This window comes from Arminella tubonensis (assembly GCF_003240585.1).
GTDB classification, from domain to species: Bacteria; Pseudomonadota; Alphaproteobacteria; order Rhizobiales; family Rhizobiaceae; genus Rhizobium; species Rhizobium tubonense.
In genome coordinates, this window is record NZ_PCDP01000036.1 from 347,071 (window position 1) to 363,818 (window position 16,748).

The window sequence follows — 16,748 nt, forward strand, 5'->3', positions numbered from 1 at the left end:
CCATGCCAGCGAATCAAACGTGAAAGACAGCTAATATGATGCTCGTTTCAGCAACTCCAGTCATCGATCTCGCCGGTGCGTGGCGGCTTTCGTCACCTGGCAGCGATCACGACGTTTCCATGGCCGTGCCGGGGGATGTGCACTCGGCGCTGCATGCCGCAAATGTCATCCCCGATCCGTATTTCGCTCGCAACGAGCAGGTCGTGCAGTGGGTGGCTCAGCGCGACTGGGTGCTCGAGCGTAGCTTCGCGCTCGCTGATACCGACGGCGACTGGTACCTGGATGTCGACTACCTCGACACGATCGCGACGGTTTTCGTCAACGACAGCATCGTGCTCGAGGCCGACAATTGCTTCCGCCGCTATCGGCCTGACGTGTCGAAGGCGCTGAAGCAGGGTGTAAATACCATCCGCATCCTGCTTCGTTCCAGCATTGTCGCCGGGGCCGCGCTGCAGGAAAAGCAGCCGTTCTACATCCCCTACAGCACCGCCAACTCACCGATCCCGAACGGCAATATGTTGCGCAAGCCGCAGAGCCATTTTGGCTGGGACTGGAATATTGCGGTCGCACCTCTTGGCCTCTACGGCACCGTCGCCCTCAAGAGGCTCGATACCGCGCGCATCGAGAGCGTCGTGAGCAGGCAGTTTCACAACGAGGACGGTTCGGTCGACCTGCATGTTTCCACAACCTTCTTTGCCAAGGCTCAAGGGGTCGCCCAGGTCTATTTCTCGCTCGACGACGAGCGTGTGCGTCTCGATTGCGGCATTGCAGCGGGCGAGACGGTCGTCACGCATGTCTTCCACATCGAACAACCCCGACTGTGGTGGCCGGCGGGCAGCGGCGAACAGGCGCTCTACGATATGTCGGTCGACATCCCGTCTGAAACCGTTACCCGAAAGATCGGCCTTCGCACGGTCGAGCTAGTTACCGACAAGGATGAGGCCGGCAGCCGCTTCGCGTTGAAGATCAACGGACGCGAGATCTTCTGCCGCGGTGCCAACTGGATACCGGCGGACGCCTTGTTCTCGCGCTCGAGCCCTCAGCAAACCGAAGACCTGCTGCAATCGGCGGCCGATGCGAACATGAACATGATCCGCATCTGGGGCGGCGGGTTCTACGAGCACGACTGGTTCTACGATATCTGCGACCGGCTCGGCCTGATGGTCTGGCAGGATTTCATGTTCGCCTGCAATCTTTATCCCTCGACCGGCGATTTCCTCGAGAATGTCGAGATCGAGGTCGGTTATCAGGTGAAGCGGCTGGCGACACATCCGTCGATCACACTCTGGTGTGGCGATAACGAGCTTGTCGGCGCACTCACCTGGTTCGAGGAATCGCGCAAGGATCGCGACCGCTATCTGGTCTCCTATGACCGTCTGAACCGCACGATCGAGCAGGCGATGAAAAAGGCCGCTCCCGATGCGATCTGGTGGCCGTCGAGCCCTGCCTCCGGCTTGCTCGATTTCAACGACGCCTGGCATGCCGATGGTTCGGGCGACATGCACTACTGGTCGGTTTGGCACGAGAACAAGTCGTTCGACAATTACCGCACGGTGCACCCGCGCTTCTGCTCCGAGTTCGGTTTCCAGTCCTATACGTCGCTGCCGGTCATCAAGACCTATGCCGAGGCCAAGGACATGAACGTTGCATCGCCCGTCATGGAGCTGCACCAGAAGAATGCCGGAGGCAACGAGCGCATCGCCGCGACGATGTTCCGCTACTTCCGCTTTCCGAAGGATTTCCCGAACTTCGTCTATCTCAGTCAGATCCAGCAGGGTCTCGCCATAAAGACCGCGGTCGAATACTGGCGATCGCTGAAGCCGCATTGCATGGGTACGATCTACTGGCAGCTCAACGACACCTGGCCGGTAGCCTCCTGGTCAAGCCTTGACTATGGCGGCCGCTGGAAGGCGATGCACTATCTGGTGCGCCGGTTCTTCCAGCCGGTAACTGTGGCTGCAATCCCATCCGAGGACAATTCGACGATCCGCTTCTCGCTGGTCAACGATACGATGGAGGATATCAGCGTCGACCTTTCCATCTCGCTGGTCACGATGAGCGGGGAGGTTAGCCTGCTGACATCGGTACAGGCGATCTGCTCCCCGGATGCGGCGGTAACCGCGACTTCGATCGCTGCGTCGCAGGTTCCCGCAGATTGCATTCTGACGTGGCACTTTACCACATCGAACGGGATGGGCGGGCAGGGGCATTATGTCCACGGCACCTATAAGGCGCTTGAGCTCGAACCCGCTGGTCTGACGGTGCTGCGCGAGGAGATCGAGGAGAATGGTACGATCGAACTGACCGTGGCGGCAAAGGGTCTGGCATTGTTCGTGATGATCGAGAGCGAGACAGACGGGCGCTATTCCGACAACGCCTTTGACCTGACGGCGGGAGAGAGCCGGCGGATCGTGTTCACGCCTTCCGTGCCGCTGACGTGCGGCGTTGTTCCGGAGTTCCGCTTTTACGACCTGCAGTCCTGCCAGTCGGTGGACTAGTCAATAATACCGCCACCACGTGGCGGCATTCCAGGCTGGTGGCCCAACCGCCAGCCAAGAAGAGAGGCCCCGAGGGGCCAGTGGAGGAGAAATCGATGACGAAACTTGGTTTTCAGCTTTATAGCGCCCGCAACCACCCGCCTTTTTCCACCGTCTTCGCCAAGGTCGCAAAGGCCGGCTACAGCGAAGTCGAAGGCTATGGCGCGATGTATGCCGAACTCGACGACGCAGGACTTTCGGCCATGCGCGCCGAGCTCGACAGGAATGGTTTGACGATGCCGACCGGCCATTTCGGCCTCGACATGCTGGAAGGCGATCCGCAGCGCGCGTTGAAGATCGCCAAGGCGCTCGGCGTCGAATCGATCTATGCGCCGCACATCATGCCCGACCAGCGTCCCAGGGATGCCAAGGGCTGGCACGCATTCGGCGAGCGCCTTGAGAAAATCAGCAAGCCTTTCAAGGATGCCGGGCTGGATTTCGGCTGGCACAATCATGACTTCGAGTTCGTCAAGCTTGATGACGGGTCAGTGCCCATGGACCAGATATTTGCTGGCGGACCTGGCCTGTCATGGGAAGCCGATATTGCCTGGGTCATCCGCGGCGGCGCCGATCCTTTTGCCTACATCGAAAAATACGGGCCGCGGATCACATCGGTCCACGTCAAGGACGTGGCGCCTGCCGGCCAGAACGAGGATGAAGGCGGCTGGGCCGATGTCGGCCACGGCACCGTCGACTGGGCAAAGCTGATGCAGGCGCTGAGAAAGACCGGCGCCCGCCACTACGTTGTCGAACATGACAATCCGAACGATCTTGACCGCGTCGTGACGCGCTCGATCGCTTCCTTCAAGACCTACTGAGCAGGACAGATCATGGCCAAGGAACTCGGCGTCGGCATCATCGGATGCGGCAATATCTCCACCACCTACTTCTCTCTCTCGCCTCTCTTCAAAGGGCTCAAGGTCCTCGCCTGCGCGGATATCAATATGAATGCCGCGGAACTGCGGGCGGAGGAATACGGCGTCAAGGCGCAGACGATCGATGAGCTTCTCGCCAATGACGAGATCGATGTCGTCGTCAACCTGACGATCCCCGACGCGCATTTCCCGGTATCCAAGCGCATCCTCGAAGCGGGGAAGCACGTCTATTCGGAAAAGCCGCTCGTGCTTTCGCTCGATCAGGGCGAGGAATTGCGCCGCATCGCCAAGGCGAAGGCGCTTGCCGTCGGTTGCGCGCCCGATACCTTCCTGGGTGGAGCGCACCAGCTTGCCCGTAAGTTCCTCGATGATGGCGGCATCGGGCGGGTCACCTCCGGCGCGTGCTACGTGATGAGCCCGGGCATGGAGATGTGGCACCCGAACCCCGATTTCTTCTTCCTGCCGGGTGCGGGCCCCATCCTCGATCTCGGGCCTTATTACATCGCCAACCTGATCAACCTCATCGGCCCGGTGAAACGCGTCGGCGCGCTGACCTCGATGGCGCAAACGACCCGCACCATCACCAGCCAGCCGCGAAGCGGCGAGACCATTCCGGTGAAGACGCCGACGACGATCCAGGCTCTGCTCGAATTCGTCAGCGGTGCAACTGTCACGTTGACCGCGAGCTGGGATGTCTGGTCGCATCGCCACGCCAATATGGAACTCTACGGCACCGACGGCACGCTCTATGTACCGGATCCAAATTTCTTCGGTGGCAAGGTTGAGGCCAGCGGCCGCGACAAGGACATCAAGGAACTCGACAGCTGGGATCATCCCTTCGGCATCGCCAATCAGGAGAGCCCGCAGGGAGCCCGCGCGAACTACCGCACGGCCGGTCTTGCCGACATGGCGGCATCGCTGATCGACGGGCGCGATGCCCGCTGCTCGCTGGACAGGACGCTGCACGGCGTCGATGTGATGACCTCGATCCTGAAGTCGGGAGAGGAGGGCCGCTTCGTCGACCTGACGACAACTTGTACACAGCCGGCCGCATTGGGCATCGAAGAGGCACAGGCGCTCTTGAAGTAACTTACCGAAGGGCTAATGTCCGCGCGGGCTTGAATGCCCGCGCTTTTTGTTTGCAGGACCGGGCGTCCATAGAGGCCATGACGGCGCTGCAATTGTTGCTTTATGCGGCGCTCCACGGAAATCGAAAGCGGTTTCGCGAGCGTCGTCCTCGGAAGGATTTTAAGATAATGGCTTGGCAACCGTCGGAAGACCGTTACTCGAAGATGAAATACAACAGGACCGGTCGCTCCGGCCTGAAGTTGCCGGCGGTTTCGCTTGGCCTCTGGCACAATTTTGGTGGCGATACCCCGCATGACCGCAAGGTCGACATGTGCCGCACCGCTTTCGATCTGGGCATCACCCACTTCGATCTCGCCAACAACTACGGCCCGCCGGCGGGTTCGGCTGAAACCGCCTTTGGCGAGATTCTGCGTACTGATTTCGCCGGCCTGCGCGACGAGCTCATCATCTCGTCGAAGGCTGGCTACGATATGTGGCCGGGTCCATATGGCGAATGGGGCAGCCGCAAATACCTGATCGCTTCATGCGACCAGAGCTTGAAGCGCATGGGTCTCGATTATGTCGACATCTTCTATTCGCACCGCTTCGACCCGGAAACGCCGCTTGAAGAAACATGCGCAGCGCTCGACCATATCGTCCGCTCCGGCCGCGCCCTCTATGTCGGTATCTCTTCCTACAATTCGCAGCGCACCCGCGAGGCGGCCGCGATCCTGAAGAGCCTTGGAACGCCCTGCCTGATCCATCAGCCAAGCTATTCGATGCTCAACCGCTGGGTCGAGGACGACGGGCTGATCGATACGCTCGATGAGCTCGGCGTCGGCTCTATCGTCTTTTCCCCGCTGGCACAGGGCATGCTGACGACGAAATATCTGAGCGGTATCCCGGAAGACAGCCGCGCTGCGCAAAACCATTTCCTCAAGAAGGACTTCATCCGTCCGTCGATCATCGACAACATCCGCAAGCTGAACGGCATCGCCGAGAAGCGCGGGCAGACGCTGGCGCAAATGGCGATTGCATGGGTTCTGCGCGGTGGCCGCGTGACTTCAGCGTTGATTGGCGCCAGCCGCTCGTCGCAGATCGTCGATTGCGTTAACGCGCTTGCAAACGCCGAATTCACAGCCGAGGAGCTGAAGGAGATCGACGTCTACGCCCGCGAGGCCGACATCAATCTCTGGGCAAAGTCCGCCGAGCGCGAGTAGGCGCTGATTGCCGCCCAGTATTCTCGGCGGCTGTCACTTAGAACTTGCGCGTCGCCTTCGGGCGGCGCGCACCATGTCTTGCCTTTGGAGGAGGTGGCCGCGTCATGATCCGCAATCCCATTTTGCCAGGTTTCAATCCCGATCCGTCGATCTGTCGTGTCGGTGAGGATTACTATATCGCGACATCGACCTTCGAATGGTATCCCGGCGTGCAGATCCATCACTCGCGCGATCTGGTCAACTGGACGCTCGTGCGGCGCCCGCTGGAACGCAAGGCCCAACTCGACATGCGCGGCGAACCTGATAGCTGCGGCATCTGGGCTCCCTGTCTCTCCCATGCCGACGGCCAATTCTGGCTCGTCTACACCGACGTCAAGCGCTACGACGGCAACTTCAAGGACGCGCATAATTACATCGTGACCTCGCCGAGGATCGAGGGCGAATGGTCCGACCCTGCCTACGTTAATTCGTCGGGGTTTGACCCATCGCTGTTCCATGACGACGACGGCCGCAAATGGTTCGCCAACATGCAATGGAACCATCGCTCCGAAGGCTATGGCGGCGCGCCGAAAACGCCGGCCTTCGACGGGATACTGCTGCAGGAGTGGGACGCGCAAAGCAAATCCCTGATCGGGCCGATCAAGAACATATTCGCCGGCAGCCCGCTGGGTCTGGTCGAGGGGCCGCATCTCTTCAAGCGCAACGGCTGGTACTACCTGACGACGGCCGAGGGTGGGACTGCGTACGAGCACGCAGTGACCATGGCGCGCTCGCGCAGCATCGACGGGTCCTACGAGATGCACCCGAACATCTACCTGATCACATCGAAGGACCATCCGGAGGCGGCGCTGCAGCGGGCAGGGCACGGGCAATATGTCGAGACGCCTGATGGGCAATCCTATCATACGCATCTCTGTGGACGGCCGCTCCCACCACATCGTCGCTGCACACTCGGCCGCGAGACGAGCTTGCAGAAATGCGTCTGGAAAGAGGACGAATGGCTCTATCTCGAGAACGGTACAGTCGTTCCTGACGTCGAGGTTCCGGGATTGAATGGTGCCGTGCCGAGCGAGAAGCCGCGTCGAGCCGACTATAATTTCGATGGCGGAAAACTACCGGCGGACTTTCAATGGCTGCGCACGCCGCGGCCGGAGCGCCTGTTCAGCCTGACGCAGCGGCCGGGCCATCTCAGGCTTTTCGCCCGCGAAAGCATCGGTTCGTGGTTCGAGCAATCGCTCGTCGCCCGGAGACAGGAACATCATCGCTTCCGCGCTGCGACGGTGATCGAATTTGCGCCGGATACCTATCAGCAGGTGGCGGGGCTGACGCATTACTACAACCGCTTCAAGCTGCATGCGTTGGCCGTCACGCTGCACGAGAAGCTCGGTCGCTGCCTGACAATCCTTTCCTGCGCCGGCGACTATCCGGATGGTCGCCTGACCTTTCCGATCGGGGGCGGCGTTTCGATACCCGACGGGCGCATTCAGCTGTCGATGGAAGTGACAGACAACGACCTGCAGTTCTTCTGGCAAGCCGAAGGCATGGGCGCCTGGCAGGCGATCGGACCGGTTCTCGATGCCGGCGTGATCTCGGACGAGGGTGGACGTGGGGAACACGGCTCTTTCACCGGCGCTTTCGTCGGCATGTTCGCGTTCGATACATCGGGCCGGGCTCAGATTGCCGATTTCGACTGGTTCAATTACGACGAGCTCTAAGCGCTGCGTTTGCAATGCCCGGATTGACGAGCGGATCAGCCGGGCATTTCCCCGGGTGGTGAATTGCGAGATTAAGAACCTGTCCTAACCGTTAGATTCTTATTACGAAAATGTAATATTAACTTCAGTTTCCGTTCATAACTTCTGGCCTAGTTTCGGCTCGTGAAAAACACGAGGAAACACCAAAAATGAACAGGTTCTTCTCCATTCTTCTGGCTGCGTCCGTTCTGGCTACGCCGATTGCCTTCTCTTCCGAAGCAGGTGCCGCGCCGTATTATCGCGACAACCATCATGGCCCAAGGCATGAGAGCTGGGTCCGCGGTCATCGCATCTCGGATATGGATCGCCGTCGTGCGGCGTCGATTGACTATCGTCGCTATCGCCTGCAAGCGCCGCCGCGCGGCTATCGTTGGGTTCGCGTCGACAACAGCTTCCTGCTGATTGGCCTCACCAGCGGTCTGATCTCCAACGTCGTGATCGCTCGCTGATCAGCTCATTGGTTGTCGCTAGCCATTCAGCCGGCGATCAGATGGCGAAACAAAAAATCCCCGGCATGCCGGGGATTTTCTCGTTTGGTGACTGCATACCTCAATCAGTCGAAGCGTCCGGCGGCGTGCGCAAGCATCGTGTAGACCTTGCCGGTGTCGGACGTCAGGTATGACTGGGTGACGGTCTTGTCGCGATCGGTGCGGGCGACGTCTGCCAGCAGCTTTTCGAAATCGCCGATGTAGCGGTCCACCGCGGTGCGGAATTCCGGCTCGCGCTCATACTTGCGCTTGATCTCGTCGAAAGTCTGCTGGCCCTTCAGCGTATAAAGACGGCGCGTGAAGACATCCTGCTCGCCACGCTGGTAGCGGCGCCACAGATCGACCGAGGCGTCGTGATCGATTGCGCGGGCGATATCGACCGACAGCGAATTCAATGATTCAACGACGTGGCGCGGGTTTCGGCTGTCGTTGCTGCGTGACGCCGGAGCGCCGGCTTCGGGGGCGGATGCCCTCGGAGCGGCAGAGCGGGCGGGCGCTGCCTCGGCAGCGTCATCGCGGGATGCGCCGCGCAAGAGATCGCTGATCCAGCCACCGCCCGGCGAGAAACCGGCTGCGGGTTCCTGACGTGCGGGCGCCTGGGGAGGCGCTGAACGCAGCTGAGGGGCCGCGGGTTGTTCCGGCTGGATAGAGCCGCGCAGGCCGGCGGTCTCGATAGGCTGCTGAACTACCCGTTGCGGCGCAGGTTGCTGCACCGGAGCCGGCTGTACGATGGCCTGGGGTGCCGGCTGCGGTGCGACAATAGGCTGAGGCGCCGGACGCGGGCGAGGTGCCGGGTGGACGTCTACAAGCGCACGGGCAACCGGCTCGGAAATCTCGAGCTGCTGAGCCGACTTGCCGACCAGCTGGGAGATATCCTGGAGTGCCTTGATCTGCTCGGCGACAGCGCGGCGCATGGCAGCGGCGCTTTCTTTGGCTTCTTCGGGAAGATCGAAGGCGCCGCGCTTCAGTTCGCTGCGCGTCATGTCGAGTTCCTTGCGGATCTCGCCAGCGGAGCGACGGATTTCGTCGGTGGCGCCCGAGAAACGGCCGATTGCTTCGTCGACAGCGACGCGCAGTGTTTCGCGCAACTGCTGAGCCGCCGTGTCGGAGGTCTTGCCGGCATCGGTCAGCATACGCTCGACATCGGAGAGCGAGGCGGTCAGTCCGCCGCGAAGGCGGTTCGTCAGCTCGGTGGATCGGCGTTCGGCATTGGCGAAGGTGTTGTCGATCGTCTGGTTGGCGTCTTCGCCAGCCTTGTTCAGCGCTTCGCGCATTGCCTCGGCGGTCTGCTGCGTGCGCTTCTCGGTATCAGAGAGTACGCGGCCGATATCGGCGAAGGACGATTGCACGCCTTCACGCAGGTTGCCCGAAACCTGGTTGGAACGCTGCTCGGCGCGGTCAAAGGCGCTGTCGACCATGTTGCCGACGGCGCGCATGGTGTTTTCGATCTCTTCCGAACGCTGCACGAGACCGACTGCCAGACCCTGGAGTGCGCTTTCGCGCTCTTCGAGCGTGGTTACGAGGTTCGACTGGGCAGCCCCCAGAAGCTGCGAGGCCTGCGTCAGCACCTTGGAGTGCTCGTCGAAGCGGCCGATGATGCCGCCGACCTGTGCGAGCGTATGGCCGGATACGTCGGAGAGCTTGTCGACCTTGCCTTCCAGAAGCCGCGTCGAGGCGGAGACCATTTCGGCGGCCTTGCTTGCCGAGTCCGCAAAGCGCGACGTCGTCGAGCCCAGGCGGTTGTCTACGGCGGAGAGCTCCTCGGATGCCTGGTTCAGCATGCCGACGATTGTCGTGTTGTTGTCCGCCAGCCGTTCGATCAGGCTGTTGACGTTGGCCAGCAGACTGTTTTCCAGCGCGTTGACCGTGCTAGCGGCATTTTCGGTACGGGCCGAGATCGCGGCCAAGGTGTCGTTGGTGCGGGATGCGATCGCGTTGATGAGGGCCGCGTTTTCAGTCCGCAGGCGGTCAGACGCTTCCTGTGCCGCCGCCGTGATGCGGCCTGCAGCTTCGGTACCGGTTTCCGCGTAGCGCTCGATGATTGGGCGAGCCGTCTCGTCGATGAGGCGGGTCAGCTCGCTGGAGCGACCAGCCAGCATGGAGTTCAGTTCACGAGTACGTTCGTCAAGGCCGGTGCGGATCGAGTTGCCGCGCGCTTCGAGCGCCTTGTCGGCGTTGGCCATCGTGGCGTCGATCTCGCTGATATGCCGGGTAAGGTCCGAACGGATAGAGCTGCCGCGGGCCTCCAATGCCTTGTCCACGTCTGCAAGCGTCGCGTCGATCTCGCGGACACGTTCGTCGAGACCGAGGCGGATGGCGCTCGCGCGCTCTTCGAGGGCACGCTCCACCTGCGCCATGGTCGAGGCGATCTCTTCGCTTCCGCCTGAAAGTGTCGTGCGGATGGATGCGCTGTGAGCTTCCAGCGAATTTTCGGCGTCGGAAAGCGCCCGCGATATGGCATTGACCTGCCTGCCGACCAGCCCTTCGGCTTCGGCGACCTTGTTGACGATCGCATTGCCGGCTTCGGAGAAAGTCTGGGCAACGGCTGCGGCCTGGCTTGCAAGGCGGCTCTGCGTCTCGGAGACGCGATTGACGATCGCCTCCGAACGCTCATCCATGATGCGGGTAAAGCTTTCGCTGCGGCTGCCGAGCTCGTCGGCGAACTGCTGGCCGGTGCGGGCAAGCTGCTCCGTCGTACGCGTCGCTTCATCGTCCATCCCCTGCGCAGCGTCGGCCACAGCCGTGCGCAGCGTGGTGGCAAGGTTGGTCGCCTTGCCTTCAATGGTGCGGTTGACAGCTTCGAGGCCGACGTTGAGCGCGCGATCCATCGTCGACAGGCGTTCGTCGATACGTGCGGTGCCGCTGTCGAGCGCCTGGCTTAGGTTGGTCGTGCGGCCGTCGATGGTATCGGCGAGCGTCGAGGCTTTGGTGCTGATGGTGTCCGCCATGCGGGCTGCAGCGGCGTCGCCGGCGCGGTCGATCTGAGAGACGCCGTCGTTGAGGCTTGCTGCGAGCTTGTTGCCGGCGGCATCGACCTGTTCGGCAATGCTGTCGACGCCATCGCGGATGCGGTTTTCAAGCGCGGAAAGGCCGGCTTCGACACGGGAACCCGTCTCGGTAAACCGGCTGGTCATGCCGTCGATGGACCCGCTGAGATTGCCGGAGAAAGCTTCGGCCGTGCGGGAAATTTCAACGACCGTATCATGGAAGCTGCCGGCTATGTTGCTGGTGCTTTGGCGCAAGCGGTCCTCGAGCGAGAGGGCGCTGGTGTCGATCGTGTTTCGGATCGAGGCTTCGCGGTCTTCCAGCGACATTTCCAGCATGCTGATGCTGGTTGCGATCGAGGCGCCGATAGTGGTGACCTGATCGGAAAGTGTTCCGTCGATCTGTGCATGCGCTTCACGGAGTGTGATGTCTATCGCGTTGCTGCGGTCCTCAAGCGTAGCGCGCAGGCGGTCGTGGGCCAAAAGCAGGCTGCCGTCCATCTGCGACAGTCCGCTGCCGATGGTGTCTTCAAGTCGGCGCGTCGTATCGGAGAGGGCATTTTCGATGCGGCCGGCCGAGCCACCGATCATAGTCTCGATGCGGTCGCCGCCGGTATTGAGTACGCCGGTCAATGCGTCAGTGTGAACGCTCAGCGACCGGTCCAGCCGTTCCTGATTGTCGACATAGGCAGCGCGGATCGTCTCGGCCTTGTCGCTGAGAGTGCCGGCGACACGGGCTTCGGCACCAGCTACGCTGTCGAGGATCGCGTTGGTACGCGCTTCCAGAGCGGTATCGAAGCGGTTCTGTGTTTCGTCGAGCGAAATTGCCAGAGCCATGGTCTTCTCGTCGAGCACATCGCCAAGGCGGATGTGGCTGCCGCTGACGGCTTGCGTAATGGCGTCTGCACGGCTTGCGAGCGTTTCGTCGAGGCGAGCGTGGTTTTCGGCCAAGGCAAGGGTCAACGCCTTGGTCTTGTCATCCATGGCGTCGGTAAAGCGTGCGTGGCTCTCGGAGACAGTGCCGCTGATTGCATCGACCTGGTTGTTGAGCGTATTTTCCAGACGGGACTGGCTGTCCGAAAGCGAGATCGCCAGTGCCATTGTCCGCTCGTCGAGCGCGTCGGTCAGGCGCTCGTGGCTACCGGACACCGCGTTGATGATGGTCTCGGAGCGATTGGCAAGCGTCTGTTCGAAGCGCGACTGGCTGTCTGACAGGGCACCGAAGAGCGCGCCGCTGCGTTCGGCCATGACAGCGTCGATCCGTTCGTGGGCCGAGCCGAGCGACTGCGTGATCTCGCTGGTGCGCGCCGACAATGTCTCGTTGAGCGCCCCTGTGCGGCCGACGAAAGCGGCCGTCAGATCGTCGGTGCCCGATGCGAGAGCCGAGGTGATGCCGGAGGTTGCCGCCTGGAGAGCCGTCGTGAATTCGCCCGAGCGCGCGGCAAGCGTGCTGGCGAGTTCATTCGAGCGGCCGGTAAAGGCGGTGTTCAGTTCGTCCGTGCCGCTCGCGAGCGCCGTGGAAACGTCCAGTGTCGCTGCCTTGAGCGCGGAGGTGAATTCGCCGGAGCGCGCGGCCAGTGCTTCGTTGAGTTCGCTGGCGCCGCCTGTAAGGGCTGCATTGAGGCTGCTGGTGCCGCTTGTCAGTGCAGAGGAGATTTCGCGGGTGGCGCCTTGCAGGGCTGCGGTGAATTCGCCGGTCCTGTCCTGGAGAGCCGAGGTGATTTCCTCTGCCTTTGAGCCGATGGCGCTTTCCAACAGCTCATGTCCGGTCGAAAGCGCCGTTTCCAGCGCGAAGGACTGGTCGGTGAGTGACGACCCGAGGCGCTCGATGCTGGAGTTGAGTATGCCGTCGATCGCATCCGATCCGCCTGCAAGCGTTTCGTTGATGCGCGCAAGGCTTTCCATCAGCTTGCTGTCGAGCGAGCCGGCACGCTTGTCGAAGGCGTTGGCAAATTCGGAGACGCGCTCGTCGAAACTCGTCGAAAGATGCGCGACAGTCGTCTGAAGACGCTCCTCGAAGAAGCCCGAGCGCAGATCGAGATCCATGATCGTCTCGTCGGCGGTCGACTGCAGGCTCTGGCGGAAGCTCGCGCCTTTTTCGTCAAGGGCGCTGTTCAGCTTGGCAAGGACATTGTCGAGCGAGCCGGTGATGGTGCGTTCGCCGCCGGTGAGGCTTTCGCTGATCTCGCGGGTGCGGGCAATGAGGGTCTCGTTGAGCTGGCGGGCGCGGTCGTTGAGGGCCGCGTTGAGCTTCTCGGTGTTGGCGTCGAGCGTCGAGGCACGTGTCTCGAACTGGCTGAGAAGTATGCCGCCGCGCTCGGACAAGGTCGCAGACAGGCTTTCCAACCGTGAATCGAATTCCTCGTTGAGCGCAAAGCCGGACGCATTGAGGTTCTGCAGCAGGCTGTCGGTCTTGGCCGCGAGAAGCGATCCAAGTGCCTGGATCGCGCTGTCCGATCTCTCGGTCAGCGATGCGGCGCGCGTATCGATCATGGACGCGAAGGCTTCGCCCGAGGTTGCCAGGCGCACCGAGATTTCCTCTGTCGCAAGCGACAGGTCTTCCTTGATCTGATCATGCACGCCAACGATCGAGGAGCGGATGCGTTCTGCATGGCTGACGATGGCGTCACGCTCGGAGCCGAGCTCATGAACGAGGCCGCGGACGCGCAATTCATTATCGGCATAGCTGCGCTCGAGCGCGTTCACCTCGGAATGGACGAGCGTTTCCAGCTCTGTGGCGCGGGCGATGGTGCGCTCGATACCTTCGTTCATCGCGGAGACTTCGCGACGCACGGCCTGGCCGACCGTCATGACGCGCTCGGAGGCGATCGTTTCCGGTTCGGACAGACGCAGTGCCACTTCAGCCATGGAGCGGGCGGCGTTGCGCATGTCCTGGGCGCGGGCAATCATGATTGCGAATGCGTAGAAAAGAAGAACCGGGACGACGATGCCAACGAGACAGGCGATGACGCCCGGCAGCGCGAGGAGATTGGCGACCGAGCGGATTTCCCAGATTTGCGGCGAATAGAGCAGGAACGTGAGGCCGACACCACCGAGGATCCAGAGTAGCGAGATAATCGTCGCATTGCGGACCGCGCCGCTCACCGACGCGCCGTCGATCGATCTCAGAATGGATGCGGAACTCGCACGGCTGGCGTCATTGGCCGGGGAGAAGGTCGGCGTCTTGGCGGCCTCGGGAGTGCGTCCGGCCGCTGTGTTCCTCGCAGCGGCTCTGCGCGCCATCTCTTCCGGAGTCTGCTTGGCACGCGGATTGGATGTCTCGGACACTTTGGCCTCCGTGGCGTCCGGTCTCGGACCGGTGCGAGATGGTATACCTTCATCGCTGAAGTCGATCTGCAACGCTTCGTCCAAGGCCTTGAACGCCTTGTCTTCGATCGACTCGCTGTATTTGTTGTTTGCCATACGCTTACGCCTCGTTACTACTCACTCTGGCCCAGGTGTTTTTCCTGAGATCCGCCCAGATCGGAAACGCACCAGACCAGTCTTCCCAAGTCCTCAGGTTTCCCATTCGCGAGCCCCGAATTCCCATTACATTTCAGAGTGGAACCGTTTTTACAAACAGAGGTGTCAAAACATTACCACTATCCACCGCTTGGGCAAAGACGGGTGCAGGAAACCCAACGTACTAGTATCGTAGTGACACATTCCCTAAACTGTTACAATTAATTCGGTGGCTTCCGAATGGTCGCGTTAAGCACTTGTTAACACTTTTCAAATCAACGCATTGCCGAAAAGCTAATAATTCCGCGATGTTTAACGCGCATTAACCATAACGGTAGATTTCCGCCTTCAATGTGCCGAAATTTAACTCGATGGCCATGCCGACGCCGCAACCATGCGGCAACTCCAAAAACACAAAATGGGAGAATTGGCACATGGCAGCACTCAACATCGCATTTGAAGCCCCGGATAATTCCCGCGGCACCGGCCCTTCTAAGGAACGCCCGATCGACCTTGTCCATCTGGCAAAGCAGACGATGGGCGACAAGGTTCTGGAAGTCGAGGTCCTTCAGATGTTTGCCCGCCAGGCGCGCGCCTGTCTCCAGGAGATCGGCAGCGGCAATCCGGAGAAGGCGACCGCAGGCGCACATCTGCTGAAGGGTGCTGCAAGTGCGGTCGGGGCCTTCAAGGTCGCGCAGGCTGCGGACGCCTTCGAGGATCGCATCAACGATGCATCGCGCATGGCTGCTGTCGGCGCCGCGGTGGTCGATGCCGAAAACTTCATCCTGAAGCTCTGCCGCTGAGATCTGGCGGCGCCTGCGCCTTGATCTAAATGCTGCCGTCCCGGGCGGGGCGGCGCGATTAGCTCCATCTCCCCAAATATCCGGTCGAGTGACATGGCGGGGCGCTGAAAGCGCTTTCGCTGCCTGCGATGTTGACTGCCCTTTAGAATTGTTGGAAGAAAAATTCCGGACCTGTCCTCGCACTCAATACCGGAATTCATTGACATGACAAAACTGACCATCGTCGCTTTCGACGGCATTCGCTTCGACCTCGATGTCACCGAGGGGTCCACCGTGATGGAAAACGCCGTGCGCAACTCCGTCCCTGGAATAGAGGCTGAATGCGGCGGCGCCTGTGCCTGCGCCACCTGTCATGTCTATGTCGACGATGCCTGGGTCGAAAAAGCCGGTCCGCCGGCGCCGATGGAAGAGGATATGCTCGACTTTGCCTATGACGTTCGGCCGAGCTCCAGGCTTTCCTGTCAGATCAAATTGACGCCGGCGCTCGACGGGCTGGTCGTTCACGTTCCCGAACGCCAAGCCTGAACAAGCGAGACGGCCAATCCCCCAAAAAAAACCTCGCTCTGCTCAGAGCGAGGCTAGTGGGGCGCATCACCAACAGGCGAGGGAGGAAACACCTGCGGCGTCGGACGCGCCAGGAGAACCTGGACAAACCGGACGCAGAACTAATCGGCTGGTGAGAAAGTGTTGAGCATAAGAGAGCGCGATTCTTAACTCTCGTAAAGTTCAAAGACGACAAGAGCGAAGCTATTGTCGCAAGCTGTGACATGTTTCGCACAGGTTTTTCGGGCGAATTCCAAGGGATTTTGCATCGAAGGTGAAGAAATCGCTCAGTTTTCGGTGTTTTTCGAGATGGATCGGTAATTCATCAGCCGTTGTATCCGATTTCGGAAATTTGCGGCCTCGATCATGTCGAAGCGTGCCTGATCCTTGTCGTGATCTTCAATGTTGCGGGCTGATTCGGCGTTGACCTTTTCCTGGAGCAGGTCGCAATTCGGTTCCGACCGCAGGCCGAGGATGGCCTTTTCGGTCATGCGCGCATGCTCCCGCGCGATTTCCGCGTGCCGTTCCTCATGGCGTCTGATGTCGGCCGAGAGTGTGTCCCAGACCATGGAAAGCTGTTTCGACGCGTGGCTGCGGTCTCGCCAACGCGGCAAGATGATCTCCGTATCGACAGTCACCTTGACGCCGCCGATACGGCATCGGCCGTCTTTCTCGACATAGGTTGCCTGGCCTCCGAACCGGATTCTCGTTGCACCGGGATGATGGCTGCTTGCGCCGATGGTTGTCGGTCCGCGGGCGTTCAGCGCCGCATCCAGCTCGTCGGCGGTGTTGCCGGCGATGTCGAAATACGAAAAGGTTTTTTGCGCAACGACTTCGGCCGACGCCGCCCCGCTCACGCCGCATAGCAACAAGACGGCCAGCGGAAAGCGGGCATGACGGAAGGCGAGACGCATTCGTTGGGGTACCAGGTTGAACTTTGCGAAAGCTTGCGGCATAGCCACTACGAGCGCAATATCGAAGCGGTATTTTTTTATTTTCCAACGGGATGGACGT

10 protein-coding genes are annotated in these 16,748 nt (G+C 60.9%); 8 read left to right on the forward strand and 2 right to left on the reverse strand.

From position 1 onward, the window contains the following. Nucleotides 1-35: 35 nt before the first annotated feature. From CPY51_RS16565 to CPY51_RS16590, 6 genes are all read left to right on the forward strand, one after another. Nucleotides 36-2,498, forward strand: coding sequence for a beta-mannosidase (locus CPY51_RS16565; protein ID WP_111161305.1), 2,463 nt, complete (start codon nt 36-38; stop codon nt 2,496-2,498). A 95-nt stretch (nt 2,499-2,593) separates the two neighbouring features. After that, a complete protein-coding gene (locus tag CPY51_RS16570; protein WP_111161306.1) occupies nt 2,594-3,355 on the forward strand; it encodes a sugar phosphate isomerase/epimerase family protein in 762 nt (253 codons plus the stop codon). Between the two features lie 12 nt (nt 3,356-3,367). Then, the gene (locus CPY51_RS16575; protein WP_111161307.1) at nt 3,368-4,501 is read left to right on the forward strand and encodes a Gfo/Idh/MocA family protein; all 1,134 of its coding nucleotides are present in this window, start codon (nt 3,368-3,370) and stop codon (nt 4,499-4,501) included. A gap of 167 nt (nt 4,502-4,668) precedes the next feature. Then, complete coding sequence (gene mgrA, locus CPY51_RS16580; RefSeq protein ID WP_111161308.1) at nt 4,669-5,700, forward strand: L-glyceraldehyde 3-phosphate reductase; 1,032 nt, start codon at nt 4,669-4,671, stop codon at nt 5,698-5,700. Between the two features lie 104 nt (nt 5,701-5,804). Beyond that, nucleotides 5,805-7,415 carry a glycoside hydrolase family 43 protein gene (locus CPY51_RS16585; RefSeq protein WP_111161309.1) on the forward strand — a complete coding sequence of 537 codons (1,611 nt, stop codon included), beginning with the start codon at nt 5,805-5,807 and terminating at the stop codon, nt 7,413-7,415. A gap of 188 nt (nt 7,416-7,603) precedes the next feature. After that, the gene (locus CPY51_RS16590; RefSeq protein WP_111161310.1) at nt 7,604-7,903 is read left to right on the forward strand and encodes an RcnB family protein; all 300 of its coding nucleotides are present in this window, start codon (nt 7,604-7,606) and stop codon (nt 7,901-7,903) included. 104 nt (nt 7,904-8,007) lie between these two features. On the opposite strand, the gene CPY51_RS16595 is transcribed toward CPY51_RS16590, so the two are convergent. Beyond that, a complete protein-coding gene (locus CPY51_RS16595; protein WP_111161311.1) occupies nt 8,008-14,349 on the reverse strand; it encodes an apolipoprotein A-IV repeat region-like domain-containing protein in 6,342 nt (2,113 codons plus the stop codon). A 473-nt stretch (nt 14,350-14,822) separates the two neighbouring features. Between CPY51_RS16595 and CPY51_RS16600 the strand changes: the two genes are divergently transcribed. Together CPY51_RS16600 and CPY51_RS16605 are read left to right on the forward strand one after the other, a co-directional pair. Further along, the gene (locus CPY51_RS16600) at nt 14,823-15,191 is read left to right on the forward strand and encodes an Hpt domain-containing protein (protein ID WP_111161312.1); all 369 of its coding nucleotides are present in this window, start codon (nt 14,823-14,825) and stop codon (nt 15,189-15,191) included. Nucleotides 15,192-15,395: 204 nt separating this feature from the next. After that, nucleotides 15,396-15,716 carry a 2Fe-2S iron-sulfur cluster-binding protein gene (locus tag CPY51_RS16605; RefSeq protein WP_111161313.1) on the forward strand — a complete coding sequence of 107 codons (321 nt, stop codon included), beginning with the start codon at nt 15,396-15,398 and terminating at the stop codon, nt 15,714-15,716. A 305-nt stretch (nt 15,717-16,021) separates the two neighbouring features. On the opposite strand, the gene CPY51_RS16610 is transcribed toward CPY51_RS16605, so the two are convergent. Then, nucleotides 16,022-16,648, reverse strand: a complete 627-nt coding sequence (locus CPY51_RS16610; RefSeq protein ID WP_111161314.1) for a DUF922 domain-containing Zn-dependent protease — start codon at nt 16,646-16,648, stop codon at nt 16,022-16,024. Between the last annotated feature and the right edge of the window lie 100 nt (nt 16,649-16,748).

Bases quoted from the DNA above. Each gene is read 5' to 3' on its own strand.
- CPY51_RS16575 (WP_111161307.1), top strand. From the start codon at position 3,368: ATGGCCAAGGAACTCGGCGTCGGCATCATCGGATGCGGCAATATCTCC.
- mgrA (WP_111161308.1), top strand. From the start codon at position 4,669: ATGGCTTGGCAACCGTCGGAAGACCGTTACTCGAAGATGAAATACAAC.
- CPY51_RS16595 (WP_111161311.1), bottom strand. From the start codon at position 14,349: ATGGCAAACAACAAATACAGCGAGTCGATCGAAGACAAGGCGTTCAAG.
- CPY51_RS16600 (WP_111161312.1), top strand. From the start codon at position 14,823: ATGGCAGCACTCAACATCGCATTTGAAGCCCCGGATAATTCCCGCGGC.
- CPY51_RS16570 (WP_111161306.1), top strand. From the start codon at position 2,594: ATGACGAAACTTGGTTTTCAGCTTTATAGCGCCCGCAACCACCCGCCT.
- CPY51_RS16605 (WP_111161313.1), top strand. From the start codon at position 15,396: ATGACAAAACTGACCATCGTCGCTTTCGACGGCATTCGCTTCGACCTC.
- CPY51_RS16585 (WP_111161309.1), top strand. From the start codon at position 5,805: ATGATCCGCAATCCCATTTTGCCAGGTTTCAATCCCGATCCGTCGATC.
- CPY51_RS16565 (WP_111161305.1), top strand. From the start codon at position 36: ATGATGCTCGTTTCAGCAACTCCAGTCATCGATCTCGCCGGTGCGTGG.
- CPY51_RS16590 (WP_111161310.1), top strand. From the start codon at position 7,604: ATGAACAGGTTCTTCTCCATTCTTCTGGCTGCGTCCGTTCTGGCTACG.
- CPY51_RS16610 (WP_111161314.1), bottom strand. From the start codon at position 16,648: ATGCGTCTCGCCTTCCGTCATGCCCGCTTTCCGCTGGCCGTCTTGTTG.